At 27.2% G+C, this 26,518-nt stretch carries 22 protein-coding genes and 1 tRNA gene; 19 read left to right on the top strand and 4 right to left on the bottom strand.

The window, feature by feature from the left end:
- Positions 1-43: 43 nt before the first annotated feature.
- The 17 genes from carB (at position 44) to KO488_RS09705 (ending at position 15,574) form a co-directional block, all read left to right on the top strand.
- Complete coding sequence (gene carB / locus KO488_RS09785; protein ID WP_216058619.1) at positions 44-3,286, top strand: carbamoyl-phosphate synthase large subunit; 3,243 nt, start codon at positions 44-46, stop codon at positions 3,284-3,286.
- A gap of 8 nt (positions 3,287-3,294) precedes the next feature.
- Positions 3,295-3,738, top strand: coding sequence for a Sua5 YciO YrdC YwlC family protein (locus KO488_RS09780; RefSeq protein WP_216058618.1), 444 nt, complete (start codon positions 3,295-3,297; stop codon positions 3,736-3,738).
- Positions 3,738-5,012, top strand: a complete 1,275-nt coding sequence (locus KO488_RS09775) for an ATP-binding protein (RefSeq protein WP_216058617.1) — start codon at positions 3,738-3,740, stop codon at positions 5,010-5,012. Before KO488_RS09780 ends, KO488_RS09775 begins: the two co-directional genes overlap by 1 nt.
- Positions 5,013-5,155: 143 nt before the next feature.
- Positions 5,156-5,231, top strand: a tRNA-Glu gene (locus KO488_RS09770).
- A gap of 214 nt (positions 5,232-5,445) precedes the next feature.
- Positions 5,446-6,168, top strand: coding sequence for a GntR family transcriptional regulator (locus KO488_RS09765; protein WP_216058616.1), 723 nt, complete (start codon positions 5,446-5,448; stop codon positions 6,166-6,168).
- 15 nt (positions 6,169-6,183) lie between these two features.
- On the top strand, positions 6,184-6,927 hold the full coding sequence (phnC, locus tag KO488_RS09760; RefSeq protein ID WP_216058615.1) for a phosphonate ABC transporter ATP-binding protein: 744 nt from the start codon (positions 6,184-6,186) through the stop codon (positions 6,925-6,927).
- A gap of 26 nt (positions 6,928-6,953) precedes the next feature.
- Positions 6,954-7,817 (top strand): phosphonate ABC transporter substrate-binding protein, encoded by an 864-nt coding sequence (gene phnD / locus KO488_RS09755; protein WP_228319090.1) that lies wholly within the window; start codon positions 6,954-6,956, stop codon positions 7,815-7,817.
- Between the two features lie 53 nt (positions 7,818-7,870).
- Complete coding sequence (gene phnE / locus KO488_RS09750) at positions 7,871-8,728, top strand: phosphonate ABC transporter, permease protein PhnE (RefSeq protein WP_216058614.1); 858 nt, start codon at positions 7,871-7,873, stop codon at positions 8,726-8,728.
- Between the two features lie 2 nt (positions 8,729-8,730).
- The gene (locus tag KO488_RS09745; protein ID WP_216058613.1) at positions 8,731-9,144 is read left to right on the top strand and encodes a phosphonate C-P lyase system protein PhnG; all 414 of its coding nucleotides are present in this window, start codon (positions 8,731-8,733) and stop codon (positions 9,142-9,144) included.
- 8 nt (positions 9,145-9,152) lie between these two features.
- Positions 9,153-9,689 (top strand): phosphonate C-P lyase system protein PhnH, encoded by a 537-nt coding sequence (phnH, locus tag KO488_RS09740; protein WP_216058612.1) that lies wholly within the window; start codon positions 9,153-9,155, stop codon positions 9,687-9,689.
- The gene (locus KO488_RS09735; RefSeq protein WP_216058611.1) at positions 9,689-10,756 is read left to right on the top strand and encodes a carbon-phosphorus lyase complex subunit PhnI; all 1,068 of its coding nucleotides are present in this window, start codon (positions 9,689-9,691) and stop codon (positions 10,754-10,756) included. Before phnH ends, KO488_RS09735 begins: the two co-directional genes overlap by 1 nt.
- Positions 10,753-11,583 (top strand): alpha-D-ribose 1-methylphosphonate 5-phosphate C-P-lyase PhnJ, encoded by an 831-nt coding sequence (locus tag KO488_RS09730; protein WP_216058610.1) that lies wholly within the window; start codon positions 10,753-10,755, stop codon positions 11,581-11,583. Before KO488_RS09735 ends, KO488_RS09730 begins: the two co-directional genes overlap by 4 nt.
- The gene (locus KO488_RS09725; protein ID WP_216058609.1) at positions 11,580-12,416 is read left to right on the top strand and encodes an ATP-binding cassette domain-containing protein; all 837 of its coding nucleotides are present in this window, start codon (positions 11,580-11,582) and stop codon (positions 12,414-12,416) included. Before KO488_RS09730 ends, KO488_RS09725 begins: the two co-directional genes overlap by 4 nt.
- A 9-nt stretch (positions 12,417-12,425) precedes the next feature.
- Positions 12,426-13,115, top strand: a complete 690-nt coding sequence (phnL, locus tag KO488_RS09720; RefSeq protein WP_216058608.1) for a phosphonate C-P lyase system protein PhnL — start codon at positions 12,426-12,428, stop codon at positions 13,113-13,115.
- A gap of 1 nt (position 13,116) precedes the next feature.
- Positions 13,117-14,256 carry an alpha-D-ribose 1-methylphosphonate 5-triphosphate diphosphatase gene (locus KO488_RS09715; RefSeq protein ID WP_216058607.1) on the top strand — a complete coding sequence of 380 codons (1,140 nt, stop codon included), beginning with the start codon at positions 13,117-13,119 and terminating at the stop codon, positions 14,254-14,256.
- 25 nt (positions 14,257-14,281) lie between these two features.
- A complete protein-coding gene (locus tag KO488_RS09710; RefSeq protein WP_216058606.1) occupies positions 14,282-14,818 on the top strand; it encodes a hypothetical protein in 537 nt (178 codons plus the stop codon).
- Between the two features lie 18 nt (positions 14,819-14,836).
- Positions 14,837-15,574, top strand: coding sequence for an MBL fold metallo-hydrolase (locus KO488_RS09705; RefSeq protein WP_216058605.1), 738 nt, complete (start codon positions 14,837-14,839; stop codon positions 15,572-15,574).
- A gap of 281 nt (positions 15,575-15,855) precedes the next feature.
- Here the strand turns inward: KO488_RS09705 and nadN are convergent, their stop codons facing one another.
- The 4 genes from nadN to KO488_RS09685 all read right to left on the bottom strand — a co-directional run bounded on the left by nadN (position 15,856) and on the right by KO488_RS09685 (position 22,463).
- The gene (gene nadN, locus KO488_RS09700) at positions 15,856-17,667 is read right to left on the bottom strand and encodes an NAD nucleotidase (protein ID WP_216058604.1); all 1,812 of its coding nucleotides are present in this window, start codon (positions 17,665-17,667) and stop codon (positions 15,856-15,858) included.
- 29 nt (positions 17,668-17,696) lie between these two features.
- Positions 17,697-20,528 (bottom strand): choice-of-anchor I family protein, encoded by a 2,832-nt coding sequence (locus KO488_RS09695; protein ID WP_216058603.1) that lies wholly within the window; start codon positions 20,526-20,528, stop codon positions 17,697-17,699.
- Positions 20,529-20,690: 162 nt separating this feature from the next.
- Complete coding sequence (locus KO488_RS09690) at positions 20,691-21,656, bottom strand: hypothetical protein (protein WP_216058602.1); 966 nt, start codon at positions 21,654-21,656, stop codon at positions 20,691-20,693.
- Positions 21,657-21,659: 3 nt separating this feature from the next.
- Positions 21,660-22,463, bottom strand: coding sequence for an ion transporter (locus KO488_RS09685; protein WP_216058601.1), 804 nt, complete (start codon positions 22,461-22,463; stop codon positions 21,660-21,662).
- Between the two features lie 354 nt (positions 22,464-22,817).
- On the opposite strand from KO488_RS09685, the gene KO488_RS09680 reads away from it, so the two are divergent.
- Both KO488_RS09680 and KO488_RS09675 read left to right on the top strand, forming a co-directional pair.
- On the top strand, positions 22,818-23,387 hold the full coding sequence (locus KO488_RS09680; RefSeq protein ID WP_216058600.1) for a hypothetical protein: 570 nt from the start codon (positions 22,818-22,820) through the stop codon (positions 23,385-23,387).
- A 38-nt stretch (positions 23,388-23,425) separates the two neighbouring features.
- On the top strand, positions 23,426-26,434 hold the full coding sequence (locus tag KO488_RS09675) for a hypothetical protein (protein WP_216058599.1): 3,009 nt from the start codon (positions 23,426-23,428) through the stop codon (positions 26,432-26,434).
- Positions 26,435-26,518 lie beyond the last annotated feature (84 nt).

Below are 26,518 nucleotides of genomic sequence, written 5' to 3'. Positions count from 1 at the left end.
GGTATAATCTCCAAATTTATAAAAATATATATGGGGAATTTTTATGCCAAAAAGAGAAGATATAAAGTCTATTTTACTAATCGGTTCTGGTCCAATTGTTATTGGTCAAGCATGTGAGTTTGATTATTCAGGTACTCAAGCTACAAAAACATTAAAAGAACTAGGATATAGAGTTGTTTTAATTAATTCAAATCCAGCAACTATTATGACAGATCCAGAGTTTGCTGATAGAACTTATATAGAACCAATCACTGAAGATGTGGTTGCAAAAATAATCAAAAAAGAAAATATTGATGCTATTTTACCTACAATGGGTGGACAAACAGCACTAAACGTTGCAACATCTATGTATGACAAAGGGATGCTTGAAGGAATTCAATTTCTAGGAGCTCATCCTGATGCTATTAAAAAAGGTGAAGAGAGACAACTTTTTAATGATGCAATGATTAAAATAGGTATGGATTTACCAAAAAGTGCAAATGCTTATTCTGTTGAAGAAGCAATTAAAGTAGCTAAAGATATTGGTTTCCCAGTAATTTCTAGATCTTCATTTACACTTGCAGGTGGTGGTTCTGGAGTTGCTTATAATATGGAAGAGTTCAAAGCTTTAGCTGAAGCTGGTATTGATGCTTCTCCAATTAACGAGATTGAAATTATGGAATCTATGCTTGGTTGGAAAGAATATGAGATGGAAGTTATCAGAGATAAAAAAGATAACTGTATTATCGTGTGTTCAATTGAAAACTTAGACCCAATGGGTGTTCATACAGGTGATAGTATCACTGTTGCACCTGCACTTACTTTAACTGATAAAGAATACCAAGATATGAGAAATGCTTCTTTTGCAATTCTTAGAGAAATTGGTGTTGATACAGGTGGATCAAACGTACAATTCTCAATTTGTCCAAAAACAGGAAGAATGATTGTAATTGAAATGAACCCAAGAGTATCAAGATCATCTGCACTTGCAAGTAAAGCAACTGGTTATCCTATTGCAAAAGTTGCTACACTTTTAGCAGTTGGATTTACTTTAGATGAAATTGAAAATGATATTACAGGTACTACGGCTTCTTTTGAACCAGTAATTGATTATGTTGTTACAAAAATTCCTCGATTTACTTTTGAAAAATTCCCTAAAGCAAACTCTACATTAACAACAGCAATGAAATCAGTTGGTGAAGTTATGGCTATGGGAAGAACATTTAACGAATCTATGCAAAAAGCACTTTGTTCACTTGAAACAGGTCTTTGTGGTTTTGATTCTATTTCTACAGATATGGAACAAATCAAAAAAGAGATTAGAAGACCAAATGATTCTAGAGCATTATATGTAATGGATGGTATGAGACAAGGTCTTACAAATGAAGAGATTTTTGATCTTTGTGCAATTGACCCATGGTTCTTAACTAAATTTAGAGAAATTTATAATATTGAAGCTTCAATGACTGAATCAATTTTAAGTGATGAATTAGCTATGAGAACTGCAAAAACAAACGGTTTCTCTGATGTTATGATTGCAAGAATTATTGGTAAAACAGAAGAAGATGTTTATAAAGCTAGAAAAATTTTAGATGTAAACTTAGAATACAACGAAGTTGATACTTGTGCTGCTGAGTTCAAAGCTTTAACTCCATACCTTTACTCAACTACAAATATTACTAAATTACCAAAAGTTGCAAAACCTCAATCAGCTGAAAAGAAAGTTATGATTATTGGTGGAGGTCCAAACAGAATTGGACAAGGTATTGAATTTGATTATTGTTGTGTTCATGCCTCATTTGCTTTAAATGAAATGGGTGTTAAAACTATCATGTATAACTGTAACCCTGAGACAGTATCTACAGATTATGATACATCAGATATTTTATACTTTGAACCAATTGACTTTGAACATGTAAGATCTGTAATTGAAGAAGAGCAACCAGATGGTGTAATAGTACACTTTGGTGGACAAACTCCATTAAAACTTGCAAATGCATTAACTGCTGCAGGTGCTAAAATTATTGGTACTACGGCTGCGGTTATTGATTTAGCTGAAGATAGAAAAAAATTCTCTAAATTTGTTGAAGAAGCTGGATTATTACAGCCTGAAAATGGTACTGCTGTTGAAGTAGAAGAAGCTATTGAAATTGCTGAGAGAATTGGTTACCCAGTACTTGTTCGTCCTTCATTTGTTTTAGGTGGAAGAGGAATGAGAATTGTTTACTCAACTAGTGAATTAAAACAATATATGGATGAAGCTGTATCTGTTTCAAATGATGCACCTGTATTAATCGATAGATTCTTAGACAGAGCAATTGAATTAGATGTTGATTGTATTTGTGATGGTAAAGAAGTTTATATTGGTGGAATTATGCAACATATTGAAGAAGCTGGAATTCACTCAGGTGATTCTGCTTGTTCTTTACCTCCAATCTCAATTTCTGATGAATTAATCAAAGAATTAGAAACAAAAACTAAAACAATGGCACTTAACTTAGGTGTTGTTGGTCTAATGAACGTTCAATATGCAATTCATAAAGGTCAGATTTACTTAATTGAAGTAAATCCAAGAGCTTCAAGAACTGTTCCTTTTGTATCTAAAGCAACAGGTATGCCATTAGCAAAAGTTGCTACTCGTGTTATGTGGGGTGAAAGTTTAAGAGATGCATTATCATCATATAACTTTGATTTAGTATGGGAAGGAAATGGTGTATTAAAACCAATTTTAAGAGATCACGTTGCTGTTAAAGAAGCTGTTTTCCCATTCAATAAATTATCTGGTTCAGATATGATTTTAACTCCTGAAATGAAATCTACTGGTGAAGTTATGGGTATTTCTGATAGCTTCGGTGAGTCATTTGCAAAAGCACAAAGTGCTGCAAAAAATGATTTACCATTAAGTGGAAAAGTATTTATTTCATTATGTGATTTAGATAAAGAGTTTGCACCAAAAATTGCTAAAGGCTTAGTTGATGAAGGTTTCACAGTAGTTGCTACTGGTGGAACACACAAAGCTATAGAAGATGCTGGAATTGAGTGTGAAAAGGTTCTTAAGATCTCTGAAGGACGTCCTAATATTACAGATTCTATTACAAATGGTGAAATTGCACTTGCTTTTAATACATCAGATGGAAAAGAATCATCAAAAGATGATGGTAAAAATATTAGACGAGCAGTATTAAAAGAAAATGTTCCTTATGTAACAACAGTTTCAGGAGCACTTGCTTGTGTTGAATCTATTACTGTGTTAAAGAAGAAAAATGGATTAGGTGTTAAATCTATCCAAGAGTTCTTAAACGACTAAATTTTTTTATGGATTCATCGCTAGTTTATCTAGTTCAAACAGATACTACAGTTGGTTTTTCATCTTCAAATGATGAAAAACTTTCTGCCATAAAACAAAGACCAAAATCAAAAAAAATACTTCATACAGTTGACTCTTTTAAGACTTTACAAGAGCATACAAGAGTTCCTAAAAAATTTAGAAAAATAGTTAGAAACTCTAAAAAAACTACATTTATATATCCAAATGAAAAATCCTTTAGAGTAATAAAAAAAGAGAATAACTTTTATAATTTTATACATAAGTTTAAAATCTTGTATTCAACTTCAGCCAATAAAACATCGAAAAGTTTTGAAAAAGAGTTTGCGATAAATAGTGCAGATATAATCGTCGAAGATAAAAATAATTTCTTTGAAACAAGTGCATCTAGAATTATAAAACTAGAAAAAACTAAAAAGAAGAATATCAGATAATGTTTTTATCTAGAGAAAATGAGATAAATCTTTTAAATGAAGATTTTGATAAACCTAATTCAACTCTAAATTTTATTTTTGGAAGAAGAAAAGTAGGAAAATCATCACTTGTAAATGAATATATAAAAGATAAAAAAGCATTATATTTAGTTTCTTTTGAAACGATGGCTTCATTATTGATAAAAGAATTTAAAAAGACTATAGATATTTTTTTTAATATTAATAAAAATGAGGAAATATCTACACTTGATGATTTATTTTATTATTTATCTAAAAGTAGAATAAATAATAAAATAGTAATAGTTTTAGAAGATATCCATAACCTTATAAAAATTGATAAACTATTTTTAATAAATTTTAATAACTATTGGAATAAATATTTAAAAAATATGAATATTCAATTTATCATCACCTCTTCTTTATTACCAAATAATTTTGAAATATTGCAAATATCAAAAAAGGTAGATAATAAAATAAGATTAAAGTCTTTAGGGTTTAATACAATAAAAAAGATTTTCCCAAACCTTTCAAAAAATGATCAAATGAACGTTTATACAGCTTTTGGTACAAATCCTAAATATCTTTCTTTTTACAATGAAAGAAAAGATTTTAGAACAAATGTTAAGAATAATTTCTTTAGATATGATGGTTCTTTATATAATGAAGGTATGAATATCATAAAGAAAGATTTATCGGATGCTATTACATATTTTTCTATTTTATATTCAATTTCAATGGGAAATAATAAAATAGGTGATATTGCAAGTTTTCTTAATTTGAAATCTACATATCTTACTCGATACATGCAAAAATTACTTGATTTAATGATTATAAATAGAATTACACCAATCAACCAAGATCCAATAAAAACAAAATTTGGTAGATATGAGATTGAAGATAATTTTTTAAAGTTTTGGTTTTGTTATGTATACCCAAATGCAAATAATATAACATCAAATAAAATTCATAATGTACAAGAGCATATTAAAGTTGATTTCAATAAAAGACTTCTGCCAAGTGCTTATAAAAAATATATTTTTGAAGTATTAGAAAACAATCCAGAAGAGTTTCTTGACTATATACCAAAAAAAATTGCTTCATGGTGGAATAATAAGGATTTAGAAATAGATTTTATTGCCTATAATACACAAACTATTACTTTTATTGATTGTAAATGGATAAAGAAAAATAGTTTAGAAAGTGACTATAGGTTATTAGAAAATAAAGCTAATTCATTTGTCAGTCAATTAGAAAGAAAATATATCATTCTTTAAAAGAAGACAATTTTTATTAATATTTAATAAGAATAAACCAGTATCTTTTCAATAAAGTGTAAAATTTGCATATAAAGAGTACCAGAACTTATATTTTAAGCAAATATAAACGCAAAGTAACTTATAATTTCAATCATTCAAATGACCCCGTCGTCTAGCGGCCAAGGACCTCAGGATTTCCTCCTGATGACGTAAGTTCAAATCTTGCCGGGGTCGCCACTTTCAAATACTTATTCTATATTAAACTAACAATCAATAAAATTCCTAAATAACTATCAGTCTAAACTCTATAATAATTTATATCTTCTAAATATTCATTTTACTTGTCTATACCTCTATTATAACTTGTATAGACAAGATGTAACTAAAGTGTAATTCTACTGTTTTATACTTCCAACGTTCAGCTTGTATAGACAAGATAAAGGAAGTAAAAATGAAGAATTTTGATAAACCATTATATATAAAATTATATAACAAAATTTTAGAAAATATTGAAAATAAAAAATATAATGTTAATTATAAATTACCCTCAGAAAATACTTTTGCTTCTGAATTTAATGTTAATAGACATACTGTACGACAAGCCTTACAATTATTAAAAGATGAAGGAGTTATTTATACATTAAAAGGAAAAGGCAACTTTATCTCTAATATAAAAATCCCTTATTCAATATCTGATAAAAGTTCATATAGTCAGCGAATATTAGACTTAGGATATGAACCTACTACTGAAGTTTTAAATGTTGATATTATTGAACCAAATGCAGAAGTGGCAAAAAAACTAGGTCTGAATAAAAATCTAAATGTAATAGAAATAAAACTTCTTAGATTTGCTAATGACTTGCCAATAACTGTTTCATATTCTTACTTTGATGCATATCTTTTTAGAGATATTGTAAATCACCTAGATATGAAACCTTTCTCATTATATAGGGTTCTAAATCAATGCTATCCCAAAATGGAAATAACAAAAATGTCAACAGTATTTGAAGCATTAAATCCAAGTGCTGAGTTAAGTTCTTTACTTAATTTACACTCAAATACTCCAATCTTAAGTGCAAGTACAATCTCAAAAGATCAAGATGGAAACCTTGTTGAATTTGGAACATCATATTCCAGAGCAGATGCCGTAAAAATTAAAGTCGATTTAATCTAATTAGGAGAATTAAAAATGATAAAAATGAAAAACCTTACTTTAGGTTATAAAAAAGAAAAAATATTAAATAATATAAATATAAGAGTAAAAAAAGGTGAGTTCATTGGAATCATTGGTCCAAGTGGAGCAGGAAAATCAACTTTATTAATGGCCGTTACTGGTGGGATAAAAGTTTTTGATGGAAAATTTGAAGTCTTGGATTACGACTTAGAAAATATTAAAAAGAAAAACTTAATCAAATTAAGAGAGCAAATTGGAGTAATTTTTCAAGGTTATAACTTAGTTGACAGAATATCTGTTTTAGACAATGTAATAAGTGGAATGTTAAAAGACATTCCTCTTACAAGAGCAATAATTAAACTTTATAAAAAAAAGGAGTTAAAAAAAGCAAAAGAGTACATGGATATTGTTGATATGACAAAACATTCATTAAAAAGATGTGATGAACTTTCTGGTGGTCAAAGACAACGTGTAGCAATTGCACGGGCGTTAGCGGCTGAACCAAAGATTATTTTAGCAGATGAACCTGTTTCTGCTTTAGATCCAAAGAGTGCAAAAAAGATTATGAGTATATTGAAGAAGGTTAACGAAACTTATGGGGTAACTGTAATTGCTAACCTTCATCATTTAGAGTATGCAAATGAATACTGTAACAGAATTATTGGTGTTAATAATGGAACGGTAGTGTTTGATGACAAAAGTGAAAAACTAACTGATGAGTTAGTTGAAAAAATATATGCTAACAATGAAAAAGCATAATAAAACATTTAAAATAAGGAATTAAAATGAAATTTATTAAGAAAATTGTATCTGCTTCGATTGTATTAGGTTTAACAACATCTGTGATGGCTCAAGATAAATGGCCAGATAAACTTGTTTTTGGTGTAATTCCAGTAGCTGGTTCTACTTCGATGAAAGAAAATTTTGGACCATTAACTGATTATATTTCTAAGTCTTTAGGAATTAAAGTTGAGATGAAGTTAGCAGGTGATTACACTGGTATTATTACAGCTATGCAACATAAACATATTGACTTTGCTTACTTAGGACCAAAATCTTATGTAGAAGCTGCAAAAAGAGCAAATGCTGAAGCATTAGTTGTTGAAGTTGATGGTGAATCAGGATTACCAGGTTATGTTGGAACAATTATTAGTAAAAAAGGTTCTGGTTTAAAAACTTTAGCAGACTTAAAAGGTAAAACTTGGGCATTTACATCTTCTCAATCAACTTCAGGAACTTTAGTTCCTACTGTTATGTTCTCAAAAGCTGGAATTGACCCTAAGAAATATTTCTCTAAAGTAATTTACTCAGGTGGACATGAAGCTTCTATTCTTTCTGTTAAAGCTGGAAAAGTTGATGCAGCATCTACAAATAACTTAGACTTCAATAGAGGTTTAGGAAAACATTGGGAAAAAGACCAATTCAATATTCTTTGGACTTCAGAATTAATTCCAGGTGCTCCTATTGCAGCTAGAAAAGATTTACCAACTTCTTTAAAAATGGCTTTAAAAGGTGCTTTCCTTTCTTACAATGATCCTGAAGGATTAAAAAGACTTAAGAATAAAGGTTTTATTAAAGGAGATGATTCTGTTTATAACCCAGTTAGAGAATTAATCAAATTAAAAGACGAATTAAAAAAGAAAAAATAATCAAAGTATAAAGTAGGCATTTCTTGCCTACTTAAATCACAAGGAAATAAAACATGAATGTAGACGAGTTAAAAGCACAGAGTAATCCATTCTCTTTTTCTAAATCAATAGTAATAATCATTTTCTTATTGATTTTTATACAGTCTTGGAAAGATACAGAAATGAGCTTTACTTCATTAATTGATGGTTGGCAATATATGCTTGAATATATAAGAGGGAATCCAAATATTGAAAATAGTGGTTTTTTCCCACCAAATCTAAATAGAGATGATTTATTTACTTATGCTTTGTCAATGCTTGAAACTATACAAATGGCAGTTGTTGCACTTGTTTTATCAATTATTTTAGCAGTTCCATTGTCATATATGAGTTCAAGAAATATACTTAATATTTTAATTCCAGGTAAATCTCCTATTCATATATTTTCAAAAAAATTGATATATGGAAGTGCTACTTTAATATCAAATGTTTTTAGATCTATAAACGAAATTATTTGGGCTTTGATTTTTGTAAGTGCAGTTGGACTTGGTCCAATGGCAGGTATTTTAGCCTTAGGTGTACATACAGCAGGAGTATTATCAAAACTTTTAAGTGAAGGAAATGAAGCGATTGACCCAGGTCCAGTTGAAGCATTAACAACAACAGGTGCTGGGTTTATTAAGGTATTAATATTTGCAGTAATACCTCAAACAATGCCTCATTTTGTATCAATGGTTTTATATAGATTTGAATCAGATGTAAGATCAGCTTCAATACTTGGTTTTGTAGGAGCTGGTGGAATTGGATTTTACTTATTTGACAAGATGAGAGCTTTTGAAAATGGTGATGTTTGTACGATTATTATTGTTATTGTTTTAACTGTTTGGGCTTTAGACAAAATGAGTGCATTAATTAGAAAAAGGTTTATTTAAAAATGAAACGTGAAGAGATAAATGATTTAGCACAACTAGTGCAAATTGAGAAATTAGAAAAATTATATAAAAAAATTGATAAAAATCATAATGTAAAGATTTTAACACAAGCAACAGAACAAACACTACTAGTTCCAGTAAAAGATCCAATATCAGGCGGAAGCTTTTATGCTGGAGAAGTTCTTGTAACTTCTACAATTGTTCAAGTTGAAGAAGTAAAAGGTTGGTCAATGGTAATGGATTTAAATGAAGAAATATCATTATATACAGCAGTTTTAGATGCATCTTTTGAAGCAAATATTTGTAAAGAAGAAATTGAAAGCTTACTAATAGATGCAAAAAATATAAAAGAAAAAGATATTAAAAATACAAATAAAAAAGTTAACTCAACTAGAGTCTCTTTTGATTTAATGTAAGGTTTGAAATGAAATCAGTAGATATAGAAAAATTAAATAGAGAAAATTTTAGATTAATGATGAATGTTTTATCAATGCCAGGAAAAGTAGAAAAGATTGAAGAACTTTTTGACTCATCTTTTTTAGCTATTGCAAATACACTTCTTTATTCGGAAGTTAGTTTTTACTATGAAGGTAAAGAAGAGTTTGAATTGATTAAAGCAATTACAAATCCTAAAGAAGCAGATACAAAAAATGCAGATTATATTTTTTGTGATGAATTAAATGAATATCTTTTTAATCAGGGGAAAATAGGAACTTCATTGGATCCTGAACACTCAAGTACTTATATTTTTAAATGTAAAAACTTTGATGGGTTAAAAGTAAGACTTACAGGACCTGGTATTAATGAAAAAAAAGATATTTCTTTGCCAATTAATAAATCGTTTGTAAATTCATTTAATGAAAAAAATTCATATTTTCCCCTAGGAAATGAAGTCTTCTTTTTAAATGAGAATAATGAGCTATTAGCAATATCAAGAACAACAAAACTGGAGATTTTATAATGGCTTACTATGCAATTAAAGGCGGTGAAGAAGCAATAAAAAACTCCTTACATTTTTATGATGATGTAACATCAAGTGCTAATGATATTGAAGATAAAAAACTTATTGAAGGTTTAACTTTTTCAATTGATAAAGTAATTAGTGAAGGTTCTTTATATTCTAAAAAACTAGCTGCAAAAGCTATTAAAAGAAGTGCAGGGGATTTATTAAATGCTTCTTTTTTCTTACGAGCACATAGAAGTTCTTGTCAAAGAATAGGAATAGCTAATCAAATTGACGTAAATGATATGAGATTAAGTAGAAAAATTTCATCTGCCTTTAAAGATATTGAAGGTGGACAGTTATTAGGGCCATCAAATGATTATGAGATTAAATTATTACTTGATTTGAAAAATCAAGATGTAGATATTGAAGAATATTCAAATGGTGATAATATAATTAAATCAGCATTAACTCCTTTACGTAATGATAATTTGATAAAAGTTTTACCAAAAGAAGATGAAACTTGGGATATTACTAGAAATTATCCAAATGCACCATATCCAAGATCAGCAGTATTACAAGTTATGAGTAGAGGAGAATCTGGTTCTTTACTTTGTATAGGATATACAACAATGAGAGGTTATGGAGATATTCATCCTACTATTGGTGATTTGCGAATTGGGGAATTAGATATTAAATTTACTCATCCTTTTACTAAAAAAGAAGTGAAAATTGGAAGTATTGAAGCAACTAGTGTTGAATGCGTTGGAACATTTAATCAAGATGAAAATGGAGATACAAAACTAACAACAGGTTTTGGTTTCTGTTTTGGGAAGAATGAAACAAAAGCTATATCTATGTCTATGATTGATTTATCACTTTATAATTCACATTATTCAGTTGGTGGAGAACATGTTGTTGCAGCAGATTTTGACATGATTATGCATCATTTAGATGGAATAGAGTCTTTTGGTATGACAAATCATTTTAAATTACCACATTATGTGACTTTCCAAACTGATTATCAAATCTTTAAATCAGCACAAAAATATGTAGAAGAAAATGAAAGTGGAGAAGCAAAATGAGATATGCATTTTTAGATGAAGAAGCTAAAAAAGAAATTAGAAGATCTATTTTAAAAGCAATTGCAATTCCTGGGTATATCGTTTCTTTTGCATCACGAGAGTTACCAGTTGCAAGAGGGTGGGGAACAGGTGGTCTTCAAGTTACACTTGCAATTATAAATGAAGAAGATAATTTAAAAGTAATTGATCAAGGTTGTGATGGTTCTGTAAATGCTGTAAACATCAGAAACTTTATATCATCAGTTACCAATGTAGAGACTACAACAAGTACAAAAGATGCAACTATTATACAAACAAGACATAGAATTCCTGAAATACATTTAGAAGAGAATCAAACTTTAGTATTTCAAGTTCCAATGCCCGATATTTTAGAAACAGTTGAACCAAATATTTCAAAAGCAAAATTACTTCATGCTAATGCTGATTATTCAAAACTTTGGGTTCTTTTATATGAAGACACTTCTCAATTTGGAGATTCAAGAATTTCAAATAGATATCCAGTAATGGTAAATAATAGATATGCAATGGATCCAAGTCCTATTCCCAAATATGACACACCAAAATTGAATAATTGTAAAGCCTTACAAATTTTTGGAGCAGGAAGAGAAAAAAAGATATATGCTATTCCACCATATACAAAAGTTGTTCCTTTAAAGTTTGAAGATAGAGAGTTTAAAGTAGAAAGTTTTGATGATAAAATTTGTTCAAGATGTGGAAGTTCACATAGCTTTTTAGATGAAGTTTATGATGATAATGGAGATATACATTATTATTGTAATGATACAGACTTTTGTGATACAAATTTAGAAAGTAAGGAAAATATATGATACTTGATATGAAAAACGTTTCTAAGGTTTTTGGTAGATTCTGCCCAAAATGTCTAGAAGAAACAGGGGCCAATGTCAACAGTTCAATTTGTCCTTCTTGTAAAAGTGTAGTTGGAGTTAATAATGTAAATTTAACTTTATCACAAGGTGAAGTTTTAGGAATTGTAGGAGAGAGTGGTTCTGGAAAATCTACATTATTACAATTAATTTATCAAGATCAAAAAGCAAGTCTTGGTGATATTTTTGTAAAAGATTTTGTAGATAAGGAAGGAAATCGAAAGAATATTTTAGATGCAAATTTAAATGAGCTGTCTTATTTACGAAACTCTTTAATGTCTATGATTTATCAAAACCCTAGATTAGGATTAAACTACAAGTTTTCAGCTGGTGGAAATATTGCTGAAAAAGTAATTATGAGTGGAAATAAAAAGTATGATGAAATAAGAAAAAGAGCATTGTACTTTTTAGAAAAAACAGAAATCCCAGTAAGTAGAATTGATGATTATCCTGAATATTTTTCAGGTGGACAACAACAAAGAATTCAAATATCAAAAGCATTATCTTCAAATCCGAAGATATTACTTTTAGATGAACCTACAACGGGACTTGATTTATCAGTTCAAGCTAAGATTCTTGATTTAATAAAAGAATTACAACATGAAATTGGTTTTGCAATGATTGTAGTTTCACATGATTTGGGTGTTATTAAACACTTAACAGACATTACAGTTGTAATGAAAAATGGTCAAATAGTTGAACGTGGATTAACAGATCAAGTTTTAGAAGATCCACAACATTCATATACACAACTACTTGTGTCTTCAATACTATAAGGGTAAAAGATGATTAGATTAGAAGTAAAAGATTTAAATAAAACTTTTAAAGTACATACAAGAGGAAGTATTGAAGTAAAAGGTTTTGAAAATATTAATTTAACTGTTAAAAATGGAGAATTTTTATCTTTATTTGGACCAAGTGGTGCAGGAAAATCATCTATTTTAAAGACTTTATATAGAACATATACTACAACATCAGGAAGTATCATTTTTACAAGAGACGATAGAAGTAATATTGATATTTCAAATGCAAGTGAAAGTGAAATTTTAAATTTAAGAAAATCAGAAATAGGATATGTTTCTCAATTTTTACAAATTTTACCAAGAGTAAGTGCAGTTGATGTTGTATCTGAACAACTTATTTTTAAAGGTGAAAGTGAAGAGGTTTCAAGAGAAAAAGCAAAAGAATTATTAGCTTATTTATCAATAAGGGAAGAACTTTTTGATTTATCACCATTGACTTTTTCAGGTGGAGAACAACAACGTGTAAATATTGCAAAAGGGATTATTGCACCAAAATCACTATTATTACTAGATGAACCAACTGCATCATTGGATAAAACAAATACAATGAAAGTTGTAGAAAAATTAAAAGATTTAAAAAAACAAGGTGTTGCAATGGTTGGTATTTTCCATGACCTTGAAGCAATGAAAATTATTAGTGATAGAATTTATGAATTAGAGAGAGTAAAGTAAAATGGAAACAATTTTAAGAAGTAAAAATGTATTAATAAATGAAGAATTTGTCCCTGCTGATATAGTAATTCAAGGAGAATTTATAAAAAGAATTGATAAATATAAAGAAAATGAAATTGCAATTGATTTAGGAGATAAAAAAATAGCTCCTGGAATTGTAGATTTGCATTCAGATGCAATTGAAAAAGAAATAGAACCTAGACATGGTGCTACTTTCCCTGTTTCTTTAGCTCTTGCTGAATTAGATAAAAAACTATCAATGGCAGGAATAACAACTATGTTTCATGCAATTGGTTTTGAAGATAATCCTAAAAAGAAAAGAAGTATAGATTTAGCAATTGAACAAATAAAAGAGATAAATAAAGCAAATAAAAAACATTTAGGTGTTGATAATTTTGTACATGCAAGATTTGAACTTAGCTCAGAAGAAGCAGTTGAACCTATAAAAGAAGTTATCAAAAATGGAATGGTAAAAATGGTATCTTTAATGGATCACAGTCCTGGTCAAGGTCAATTTAAATCATTAGAATCATTTAAAACATATTATGAAAATTATTATAACTTAAATGAAGAAGAAATTAATGATGTCGTTAGTAAAAAGTTAAATAAGAATGAAGAAAAAATCAATGATTTAGTTTCATATGCGAAAGAGCATAATTTAACACTATTAAGTCATGATGATGATTGTATTGAAAAACTTGATGGTTTACTTAGCCTTGGTGTTCAAATCTCTGAATTTCCTTTAGATTTAGAAGTTGCAAAATATGCAGTTTCAAAAGGAATTGCAACTGGTATGGGAGCTCCTAATATTGTAAGAGGAGGAAGTCAAAGTGGGAATATTGCTGCAATTGATTTAGTAAAAGAAGATGTATGTAAATATTTATGTTCAGATTACCACCCAACATCAATGCTTCAAGCTGTTTATAGAATGAAAGAAGATGCTAATTTAGATATAGCAAAAGGGTTTTCAATGGTAACATCAACTCCTGCGACATATGCAAACTTGGAAGATAGAGGTGTTATAAAAGAAGGTAAAAGAGCTGATATTATTGTAATTGATGATACATATATTCCAAAAGTTGTTTTGACAATTAAAGATGGTGAATCAATTTATAACGGAATTAGAGGTTTCGATTTTTAATATATAAATATTTAAAGTAGGAAAAATGAAAACAAAAATTATACTAATTGTAGGGCCAAGCGGAGTAGGAAAAGATACGCTTTTACGCTCTTCACAAGAAAGATTAAGTGATAAGTTAAACTTTGTACAAAGATATATAACAAGAAAAGCAGATTTAAATGAAAGCAATTATTATATAGATGATTATGCTTTTTTGTTATTAAAACATAATTCATATTTTGCTTCATCTTGGAATGCTCATGGTAATTCATATGGTATTGCAAGAAGATTTCTTACAACAGGAACGAATGTTATATCAATATCAAGATCCAAAATTAAAGATTTTGAAAAACAATATGATAATGTTTATACGATTAATATAACAATTCCTAAAGAAATACTAAAACAAAGATTACTTTTTCGTGGAAGAGAAACAAAAGAAGAAATTGAAAAAAGATTATCTCGTAGTTATGAGAAAATAGAAGCAAAGAATTTAATTAATTTTGATAATTCTACTTCTCTTGAAGAATCAACAAAAAGATTTGATAACTTACTTATTAAAATTGATATTGAAAATAGATAAAAGTACAAAAGGTAAAAAATGAAACTCAAATTCTTAGGAACAGCAGATAGTGCAGGTATCCCTGTACATAATTGTACTTGTTCTATATGTAATGAATATAGAAGTGATAATATGAATAATTTATCAACTTGTGCATATTTAGAAATTGAAGATAAGGTTATTTTAATTGATGCTGGTATTGAAGATATCTCAAATATATTTGATATGAAAAAAATATCTGCAATTTTTTTAACACATTTCCATGCTGATCATTGCATGGGTCTTTTAAGACTTAGACATTCAAATGATAAAATTAATTGTTATCATCCAAAAGATAAAGATGGTTTTTCTGATTTATTTAAACACAAATATTCGCTTTTATATAATGAACTAGAACCTTTTAGTGAAACAATTATAAATGAAATAAAATTTACTACAATTCCTTTAAAGCACTCAAAGAATACTTTTGGATATTTAATAGAATATAAAAATAATAAAATTGCATATTTGACAGATTGCTCAGGTATAAGTAAGACAAGTATGGAATTCTTAAAATCATTTTCACTAGATTATGCTTTTATTGATGCTTGCTATGATGAAAGAAAAGAAACTGGAAATCATTTAAACTATGTACAAGCGAGTGAAATATTAGATGAACTTGAAGTAAAAAATGCTTCACTAATGCATATTTCACATACAACTGCAGCATATATTAAAGAAAATAATGTATTTCTAAAATATAAATATCTTAAAAAAAATAATGTATTTATAATATAAAGATATTACAATTCTTTTATTTCCAGCAATATTCTTAATTGTTATATCTTGTTTAGATAGTGATATTAATTGATTCGTGAACTTCCCCCATCTGGGTAATTATCATTTATATTTTTGATTATTTTTAAGTCATTTTGTTCTTTTAAATATGTAATTAAAAATTATTATATCAAAAGTAAATATATTAACTTGATTTAAATAATTTTAGAGTAGGTGAGTGTTAAAATATAATGTAGATTTAAGAATAGAAAAATCTATTCTTAAACTAACTTCTTTCTTTTTTATTCTATTCCAATAAAGCTTTTTATTGGATGATCTTCACTTGGAAGCTTTTGTAAAGTTTCTCCATTTGCCTTTAATGTTTCCATATATTTAACAAAACTTAATGCATAATCTAAATATGTATCAACACCTTGACCTCTTTCATCTTGTACAGTTTTAAAAGTAAGATAACCATCTTTACCTCCACCTGTGTAAGAGTTTGTAACAATTGTGTACATAGTTTCATTTTGAATTAATCCCCAAGTTCCTGTTTGTCTATCTTTTATTTCAAGATTTGAAATTCTATTATTTTCTTCTGCTGATAAATCAATATCGTATTTTAAAGCATAAGAATAAGGGAAAGAACCAGTTGAACCATCTACGTCTATTGTATTAGTTAAAGCATCTTCTAATACTTGTTTAATTTCACTTCCGTACATTTCAATTTCGAATAAAGTATTTGCAAAAGGTAATAAAGTATATGCATCACCCATTGTAACTACACCTTCTTCAATAGCAACTCTTACTCCACCTGCATTTTGAATACAAGCATCAGCTAAATTACTTAAATCATAAAAAGATTTTGCAACAATTGGTGCAATATCACTTCCTAAAGGTAGTGCAGCAACACCATCTTTTACATCACCGGGAATTCTATTATGTCCTAATCTTTGGCTTGCTATTCCTATTTCAAGAGATTTTTTCTCATCAACTTGTTGAACAAAAGTGTTTATAACACTTAATGTATTTTCATCTTCTTTAACTATTTCTATATTAGAATTTTCTTCTATGATTTTAGTGATTGTTTCTTTTTGTATATCATTTACAATTTGATCATCACCGTTTTTATCTTCTTGTGTAAATTCATTACCTACTAAAAGTAAAGGGTTTCCTTCACAAGATAAAACAGTACCTTTTTCATCAAATATAACATCTAAATCACCTAAAATATGCCCATATTCCCAGGCTTGAACAATACAAACAGTATTTCCATCAAGAGATTGCTTAATACTAGGGTAATCACTAACAGTACTTTGTAGACCTAAAGCTGTAAAATCTCCAACTAAAGTATGAGAGTCACCACCAACTATTACATCAACACCTGTTAGACTTTCAGCCATTGCTAAATCATTATCAAAGCCTTGATGTGTCAATAATACAATCTTATTAACACCTTTACTTGTTAATTCATCAATGTACTTTTGTGCAGTTTGAGTTTCATTAAAAAATGTGATTTCATCACTAGGATTAGATGAGTTTTGTGTTTTACCTACAATATCTAAACCTATTATTCCTACTTGTTCACCATTTATTTCTTTTATAATATAAGGAGTCCAATATCCTTCTAATATATTTCCTTTCTGAGGTACTACATTTGCTGAAATTACTGGTATATCATCATTTAACATATCTAAAAATGATTTTAATCCTTCATCTCCATCATCAAATTCATGATTTCCTAATGCATAAGCATCCCAAGAAATAAGATTCATAGCTGCTGCATCTGCTTCTCCTTTAAACAATGAATAATAAAGAGTACCTTGGAATACGTCACCTGCATTTAATGTAATTGAATCAGGTTTTTCTTCTTTTAATTCATTTAGCTTACTTACATATCTTGCATAACCACCAACGTCTGCTGATGTTTCAACACCATTAAACTCTAATGTCATAGATTCACTTTCTATGTGAGAGTGTGTATCATTTACATGAAATATTGATAGTTTAAAATTTTCATCATTATTTACTGACTTATTACTTGAGGAACCGCAACCTACAAATAATGCTGATGCTGTTACTATTGAAACAATACTTAAATATACTTTTTTCATAAATTATTCCTTACTATTAATAATATAAATTATTTAACTTCATAAATAACAGTTGACCCACTCATTTCATAAGAAACAAGTAATAAATCCTTTCCATTTGAAGAATCACTTGATGAAATAAACTTCATACCTTCGGGTGAAATATCACCATTAGAGCCAATTTCAATATATTTTACAAAAGAGGCATTTGTTGGATTAGTAATATCATAAATTAATATTGCATTTTGTCTTTCAAGACCAATAAATGCATAAGTTTTATTATCAATTACTCCTACAGTTAAGGCTTCAGGTTCACCACCTTTATTTCCACTTCGACCATCTATTTCTCCTTCATCTTGATTAAATAGATCAGGTTGAATTTGTGCTATTTTTTTAGAAATTTGATCACCACTATCCCATACTAAATCTGCATTTTCATCCCAAATAGAGAAACTTCTAGCACCATAAGTATATAGTTCTTCATACACGCCATCATTATCTGTATCACCTAAATCAATCATAACTTTTAAATCATTATCATTTTTATATGCATTGGCAATTGAAGAATCTAAGTCTAATTTACTAATTTTTTTCTCATCTACATGTGATTCTTGTTCTTCACCATCTTTATCATCATAAAGATATTCTCTTCCATCACCTTCATTTGCTGTAACTAAATATGTTGAATTATTGTAAGAATAAGAAGCTATTGAATCTGGTTGATATAAACCAAAAAGACCTGGATAATTTTTCATTTCAATTGTGCCATTTTCTTCGATGTCAATTGTATTTTTACTTGAATAATCTTTAGCACCAAATGATTTAATAAACTCTAATGTGTTAGTTGTTAAATCAACTTTTGCTAATGCATTATTTTCTTGTAAAGTTACATAAGCATAATTCCCTAAAACTGTAATATATTCAGGTTCTAAATCTTTTGTTTGAGAATTACTAGGTGTTGCTCCTAATCTTACAAGAGTTCCATCATTTGCATTAGTTGTTTGCATATCTAAAGTAATTTCTGTATAACTATAATCATCAGTATTAATAATTCCAATACTTCCTTCTGGATCTACTGAATAATCACCATTTGGTTCGCCTTCATTTGCTACTATAACTTTTGAACCATCTTCATTAAAAGTAACCATATCAGGTAGATATCCAGCTTCTACAGTTTTTAGATGAGTTCCATTTATATCAAAAAATACAACATTACCTTTACTATTTGTTTTTAATCCATCACTAGACTTATTTTCAGTAGCAACAGCTACTTTTCCATTATAAGTAGCAACAGAATTAACACCTGTTCCATAAGTGTTTAAGTCAATACTTTTAACTAAAGATGTTGATGTTGGGTTTGAAATATCAATAACATCAATAGCATTATTAGCGCCATTTGTAACAAACATTCTTTTTGAATCTTTATCATAAGCAACAATTTCACTTCCAGCTTCTTTTTTAGTGTCATAAGAACCTATTTTTTCTAAATTACTTACAATTTTTGGTTGATCAACAAGATATAGTGTATTTGTATCAATTGTTTTTTTATCTGCATCAAGATATTTTTGCTCTAAAATACCACCTGTTGACCAAGTTGCAAAATCATCGTCATTTACTATTCCTAATTTGCCATTATTAAATACTATTAAACCTTCCATTTTATCATGGGGATATTGTACTTGATCAACCATATCAACAAATAATTGTTTTGATATTGGATAAATACCTGAATTTTCTAATGCTTCCCATCCACTATTTAAAACTACTTGTTCTAGAGTTAAACCATCAATTATAAGTCCTAAAGAATCATCTTGTATCATGTTGTTTTTTAAAGAAACATTTTCCAGTTCTGTCCCTGAAGATAAACTTACTTTATAAATATTTTTTTGTAAATTATCACCATCTTTTATGAATTTACCATCTCTTTCTATAATTAAAAATTCATCATTATTTAAAGCAACTATTTCTGAATTAGAATTCTGATTTTTTTCTTGCTTGTATAGATATTGTTTTGTTTCTCCAGTTTCTACATTAACAGTTACAATTCGTGTAATATTTAAATCTTTAACTTCAGAAGAGGGAAGATACATAGTTGATTGCATAATACCAACAAGTGTTTTTTGATCAGGTGTAATTGTAAGACCTTCCATTCCTCTATTTGCTCTTCTATAAGAAAATTCAGAAGGTAAAGTAAAAGTATTTCGTGAATCAGAAGCAAAAGGATTTATTCTTCCAATTTCTTTACCATCAGCATCAAAGTGAACCATATGTGGTCCATATTCATCACTTACCCAAAAAGTACCATCTTTTAATACAGCTAATCCTTCACCATCAAGTCCATAATCATCAAGTTTAATATTGCCATTTTCATCTTTTATTGTATTGCCTTGTGCATCATAAGGCGTTTCACCCGTACCACCTAAAGCAGAAGTATTTGGTAATCCTGAAATTTCTGTACCATCAGGTCTTTTTAGAAGGATATCTTTTATTTTTTTAACTGAATTATCTGATTGAATTTCAAAAAGACCGATTCTAGGTGTATAATCAGGAACGGGAAACTTTTTACCTACACCATCATCACCTGTAAAAGCTGCATTTGGTCCTCTATCTGTTAATGCATAAAATTGTTTTTCTTCACTTGGATGTGCAGCAGCTGCTGAACCATATCCACCATTTCTAACAAAAAACTTCTCATTCTCTTTAGCACCATTATCTAACTCTTCACCAATTTGAGTATATGGTAATACAGCTCCTGTATTGAAAAACTTTTCTAAATTTGATTCTTCAGAATCAGTACCACTCTTTGAGGAATTACATCCTACAAAAGCTATAGATAAAATTGCACTTGCAACTGAGATACTTAACCAACTTTTTTTATTCATTTATTTTCCTCGTATAATACATTTATCGTTCAATTATAATAGTAAATGGTTACAAATTAATTACAAAATATTGATAGTATTATAGAGCTAATATAAGTTGATTAAATATGATTAATTGCTGATTATTTAATATCCTGAGAAAAATGAAATAAGATATTCAAATTATCTATATGGTCTAATAAAATCAAATAACTCTTCTTTTCCAAATAGCCTTGGAGCAATTTTTTCACTTATTCCATTTGATATTTTTATTTCCAATTTACCTCTGATTTCTTTTATAGCAGTTATTCTTCCTAAGTATTCATTTCCTGATTGTTCTCTTATAGGTATTTTTGCACCTTTAAATAATTCAAATAAACTTGGTTCTTTTCTGTTTCCTATATATCTTCGATTTTCTTTTTTATATAAATATTTCCATATCTTTTTTTCTTGATTAGCTGAAAGAAAGTTTTCTGTGTAAGAACTAAGGATTTTATTACCTACTATTTTAAACTCTGTTTCTGGGAAAAACCCTGGAACACAATTGCATAAGAAATCTCCTTTACTTTTAGAAGCTAAATCTTTAATCACCATAAACTTAAATTTTTGTAGTTTTTGCTCCAAGCTTATCTGTAAAGAGTGTGTATCAATAATATTTGGAAGAATAGTAAATAATTCTGATTCATCAAACTTTGTTTCAACAAGCTTTTCATTATTTAAAGAGAAGTATTTGAGTACTTCAAATAAATTGTCACTAGATTCAAACTTTGGCAAATTTGCACTTAAGTGCAGTGATTTTCTTGTATCTAAAATATTTACTCTGTTTTGATCCATACCTATATAAACATTTATAAAATAGCATTTTAAATTATTGTTTATTTGTTCTATTATGAAGTTGTTTTTATCAATTGGTATTATTTTATAATTTAGTGTTTTTTTGCTAGCTTTTCTTGTTGTATGTTTCAAATCATTACTTTTTAAAAACCACTTTAGCTCTTCAAGAGTATTTTCACTTATAGGTGAGTTGTTTGAATACTCTTTTTCATCAAAATTATAATGAATTCCATAAGTTTTTAGTTGATCTTTTAATTCATACGTTTTATCTGATTTTTCTACAATTATTTCTTCATAACTAGATTCATGTTCCATGATTTACCTTTTGAAATTATTTTCTAATAAAACTTTTAACTCTCGTACTTCTTCTCTTAAACTTTTTATCTCTTCATTTATATGTGTTTCATTTGATTGTACTTCATCTAAAATATTTTGTTCTTCTTTTTGATTTAAAATAGCCATTGCATCAACTATGATGGCAACTACTAAGTTAATCATTACAAAGGTTACAACGAAAATAAAAGGCACAAAGAAAACCCATGCATAAGGATGAACTTCCATAATAGGTCTTACAATTCCCATTGACCAAGACTCTAATGTCATAATTTGGAATAAGGTATAAAAAGACTCTCCTAATGTTCCAAACCATTCAGGGAATTTTTCTGAGAAAAGTTGTGTTGACATAATAGCTGAGATATAAAAAAATAGTGTCATCAAAGCAATCACAGATAACATACCCGGAATCACACTAACTATAGCAGCAACTATCTTTTTCATTTGTGGAACTGCTGTAACAAGTCTAAATAATCTTAATACCCTTAAAGTTCTTAATATCTCAAAACCACCACTTGTAGGAACTAATGAAATAGCAACAACAAAGAAATCAAATAAACTCCATGGGTCTTTGAAAAAAGAGATTCTATAAACATAAATCCTAAGTATAATCTCAATAGTAAAAATCGTTATAACAAATTGATTAAATATCGTAGTATAACTTTCATAATTTGACATAAAAGTTTTAGAAGTCTCTAATCCCATAGTAATACCATTTAAAATAATCAAATAAATTATAAACTTTGTGAAAAAATTACTTTCAATAATAGACTTAATTTTTGTGCTCATATAATCTCCATATTTTTTTAGAATAATAGCAAAATAAAGGTTTTAAAAGCTATTAAACTTTAAATAATATTATAAAATAATAAATTATTATAATTTAATAGGAATAACTGTAAAATAGAAATAAAATAACTAGTCTTTTATTTATACTTTTATCATAGATTTTTTAGATGAAGATAGTTGTGAACTAACACTAAATGCTCTAAAGCTACTCCAAAGTAGCGGAAAAATGGTAGGTGTGATTTTTCATGTGGAAGCATTGAAAGAGAGAATACCATTACAAATAAAAGTTGTTCCTAAGGGTGCTGGGATGAGTTTTGTTGAGATAGATTAAAATTAATAATACAGAGGATAATAATGCTAGAAAAATTTCTAGATAAGATAATTGTTTTTTTAATAAAGAAGTTGAATATTTATCATTGTTATATAAAAAATAAATATTATAAAACAGAAAGTAGATATCAATTTTTAACACCTAATGATAAAGCAGAAAATATAGAAGAATATTCAATCGCTTTAGAAAATGCACTAAATGAAATAAAAGTAAGAAATATCGCAATATCAGGTTCATATGGTTCTGGGAAAAGTAGTTTTATAAAAACATTTGAAAAGAATCATGAAAATGGAGTGTATGAATTTTTAGATATATCATTGGCAAGATTTAATAAAAAGAATGAAGATAATAATTCTATAGATTCATCTCTTATTGAAAAAAGTATTTTAGAGCAAATGTTTTATAAAGTTAAGAGTAATAAAATTCCTCAATCAAGATTAAATAAAATTAATAGATTAGACCATTTATCAATAAAAATTATTAATATTTTATTATCATTGTTGTCTTTTTTTATAGTATTTAAACCAGAATATTTATCAAATATCACCTTACTTAAAGATATCCTTGAATTATTTCAATTGGAATCTTACTAGTTGGATGTTATTATCTTATAGAAAAGATCTTATTTATTTTGAGTAATACAAGTATTGATAAACTCAATTTGAAAGATTTGGAATTAGTTTCAAATGATAAAAAAAATGAATCTTTATTAAATAAACATTTGGATGAAATTTTGTATTTTTTTGAAAAAACTACATTTAATGTAATTGTCTTCCAAGATTTAGATAGATTTGAAAATTTAGATATTTTCACAAAATTAAGAGAATTAAATAACTTTATTAATAATTCAGAACAAATCGATAGAGAAATAAAATTTATATATGCAGTAAAAGATAAAATCTTTTGTAATGAACAAGAAAGGACGAAGTTTTTTGATTTTTTAATACCTATTATTCCTTACATTAATGCAACTAATTCAAAAGAAAAATTATTAGATTTTTTTAAAAATGAAGTTAAAACTAATTTCTTATATGATATTTCACTTTATATATCAGATATGCGACTTTTGAAAAATATCTATAATGAATATGAAATATATAGTATGAGTCTTGATTCAAGACTGGATAAAACAAAATTACTAGCAATGATTATTTATAAAAATTTTGAGCCACAAGATTTCGAGAAATTACATAAATATGAAGGATTGGTCTATAATGTTTTTAATAAAAAAGTAGAATATATAAAAAATGTGATTGATGAAATAAATAGTGAAATTGAAAATTTACAACAGAAAATTGATGAAATAGATAAAGAATTTCATAAAAATGTACGAGAATTACGACAGGTTTATCTTTTTAAGATTATGGAAAAATTTTCGTCTTCCTTTAGTGGTAATATTTATATTGATGGAAATAGATTTGATTTAAAAGAATTATTAATGAATGAAGATTTTGAGCTGATTATAAATAGTAAGAAGATAAATTATAATAATTATAATTATAATGGAAGTTTAAATTTTAAAGATATTGAAGATGAAATCAATTCAAAATATTCATATCAACAAAGAGAACAATTTATTTTAGATAAAACAAATAATAAAAAGAATGAATTATTAAATCAAATAAATAAATTGAAAGATGATATTACTGAAATTGAAAACTATTCAATTCAAGAAATAATAAATAAATATAAAGATGTAAATGTATTTGATGATAATTTTGATAAAAAAGACCTTTTAAAATATTTGATCAGTTATGGTCATATAAATAAAGATTATAATATCTATTTATCAAATTTCTTTGGGGTTAGTATTTCAAAAAATGATAATGACTTTTTATTAAATATTAAAAATAATGGAACTCACTTTAATTTTAGTTATGAGTTGAAAAATTTAAAAGAAATTCTTAGAAAAGAAAGACTTGAAATTAGAGATTTTAAAAAAGAATCAGTTCTAAATTTCCAATTATTACTCTATATACTTGACAATAAAAGTGATTATCCTAAACAATTTATTCAAATATTTAAGCAGTTATCAAATGAGAGTGAATCTTCGATAGAATTTATTTTTTCTTATCTAAATACTCAACCTAATATTGTTGCTTTTATAAAAGGCTTAGTTAAATATTATCCATCAATATGGAAATATATCGTAATGAATAGAACTGATGAAGAAAAAAGTAAATATTTCTATATATTACTACATAATTTAGAGTTTGACAATATTTTTAACTTGAATATTGATAATACTTTAAAAAATTATATAGAAGCACTAAAAGAATTTAATAGCCCTCATGAAGCATTTAATAATAGATTAACATCTATAATAAGTAAATTAAATGTTAAGTTCAAGTTCTTTAGAGAAGATAAAGACAAAATTACACCATTTAAATTTATTTATGAAAATAATTTTTATGAACTTAATCGAAAAATGATAGATTATATTATTTTTGTTCAAAATGATTACGATGCTAATATATATGATAGTCTATCAAAGGCACATTACACAGTAATTTTAGATTCAAGTGCTGAAAATCTAAAACAATATATATCTGAGAATATCAACGAATATATTAAAAATGTGAATTTAAAAATCAAGACAAATGTTGGTGAATCTGAATCTACTATACTTAAATTACTTAATGATGAAGAAGTTGAAGAAGTTGAAAAAGAATTAAAAGTAGAAATTATAAAACATCAAGAACAAAGAATATTAGAAATTAATTCTATAAAAGAAAAAGATTTATGGACTGAATTATTAAACAATAACAAGTTGATTTCATCTTGGGAAAATGTTTCAGAATATTACAATTATGTTGAAGGATTAGATGATAGTTTAATTGAATTTCTAGATATAGGAGAAAATTCAAAAGAGTTATTAGATATTCGTATAGATAAAAAATATAAAGAACTACATTCAAATTTTAATTTAACATTATTGAAAGAATTGATTGAGTGTAATAAGTTTAATTTAGTTTCTTATTCAAATTTAGTCAAAAAGAATGGATACCATTATGAAGATATTGATTTGTCAAAACTCGAAGAAGAAAAAATAAATATATTGGTTAATGATGTTATTCTAAAATTTGGAAATACAAACTTTGAACAATTAAAAGAAAATAGTGAAAATCAACATATAGTTTTTTTAGAAAAAAATATAAATGAGTTTATTGAAAATTATTCTGATTTTATTATAGATAGTGATGATATTACAAAGTTATTGGAATCAAAAAATATTTCTGATAAAAATAAAAAAGAAATTATTGAGCTAATAGATTATGATTTTATAAGTAATCCAAGAATTGCAGAATTGATATATTCCATTATAGATAAAACTATTATTATGGGTTATTACTATACCAAAATGATGATTACACAACTTGAATCTATAGAATCAAAAGTTAACTTATTAGTAGAACAAGAGAGTGATTTAGTTGATACAGAATTAATTGAAATACTAGAATTAATGCCTGATGAATATAGTAAAATAGCTAAACTTGATGGAAAAAGACCATTAATTTCTGATAAGGATTATAATAAAAAACTTATCAAACTATTATATTCACGAGAATTTATTACATCTGATAAGCCTGAAAAGAAAGATCAGATTAGACTTGTTATTAAAAATAAAACTAATTCTTAAATATATTATAAGTGCAATAATATAAATATACTTCTTAGTAGTTTTAGATAAAGGAGAGAAGGAAAAATATGAACCTATCTAAAT

Origin of the sequence: Poseidonibacter lekithochrous, assembly GCF_018861145.1 — a bacterium.
Lineage (GTDB): Bacteria > Campylobacterota > Campylobacteria > Campylobacterales > Arcobacteraceae > Poseidonibacter > Poseidonibacter lekithochrous_A.
This window is presented reverse-complemented; position numbering and strand designations above follow the sequence as displayed.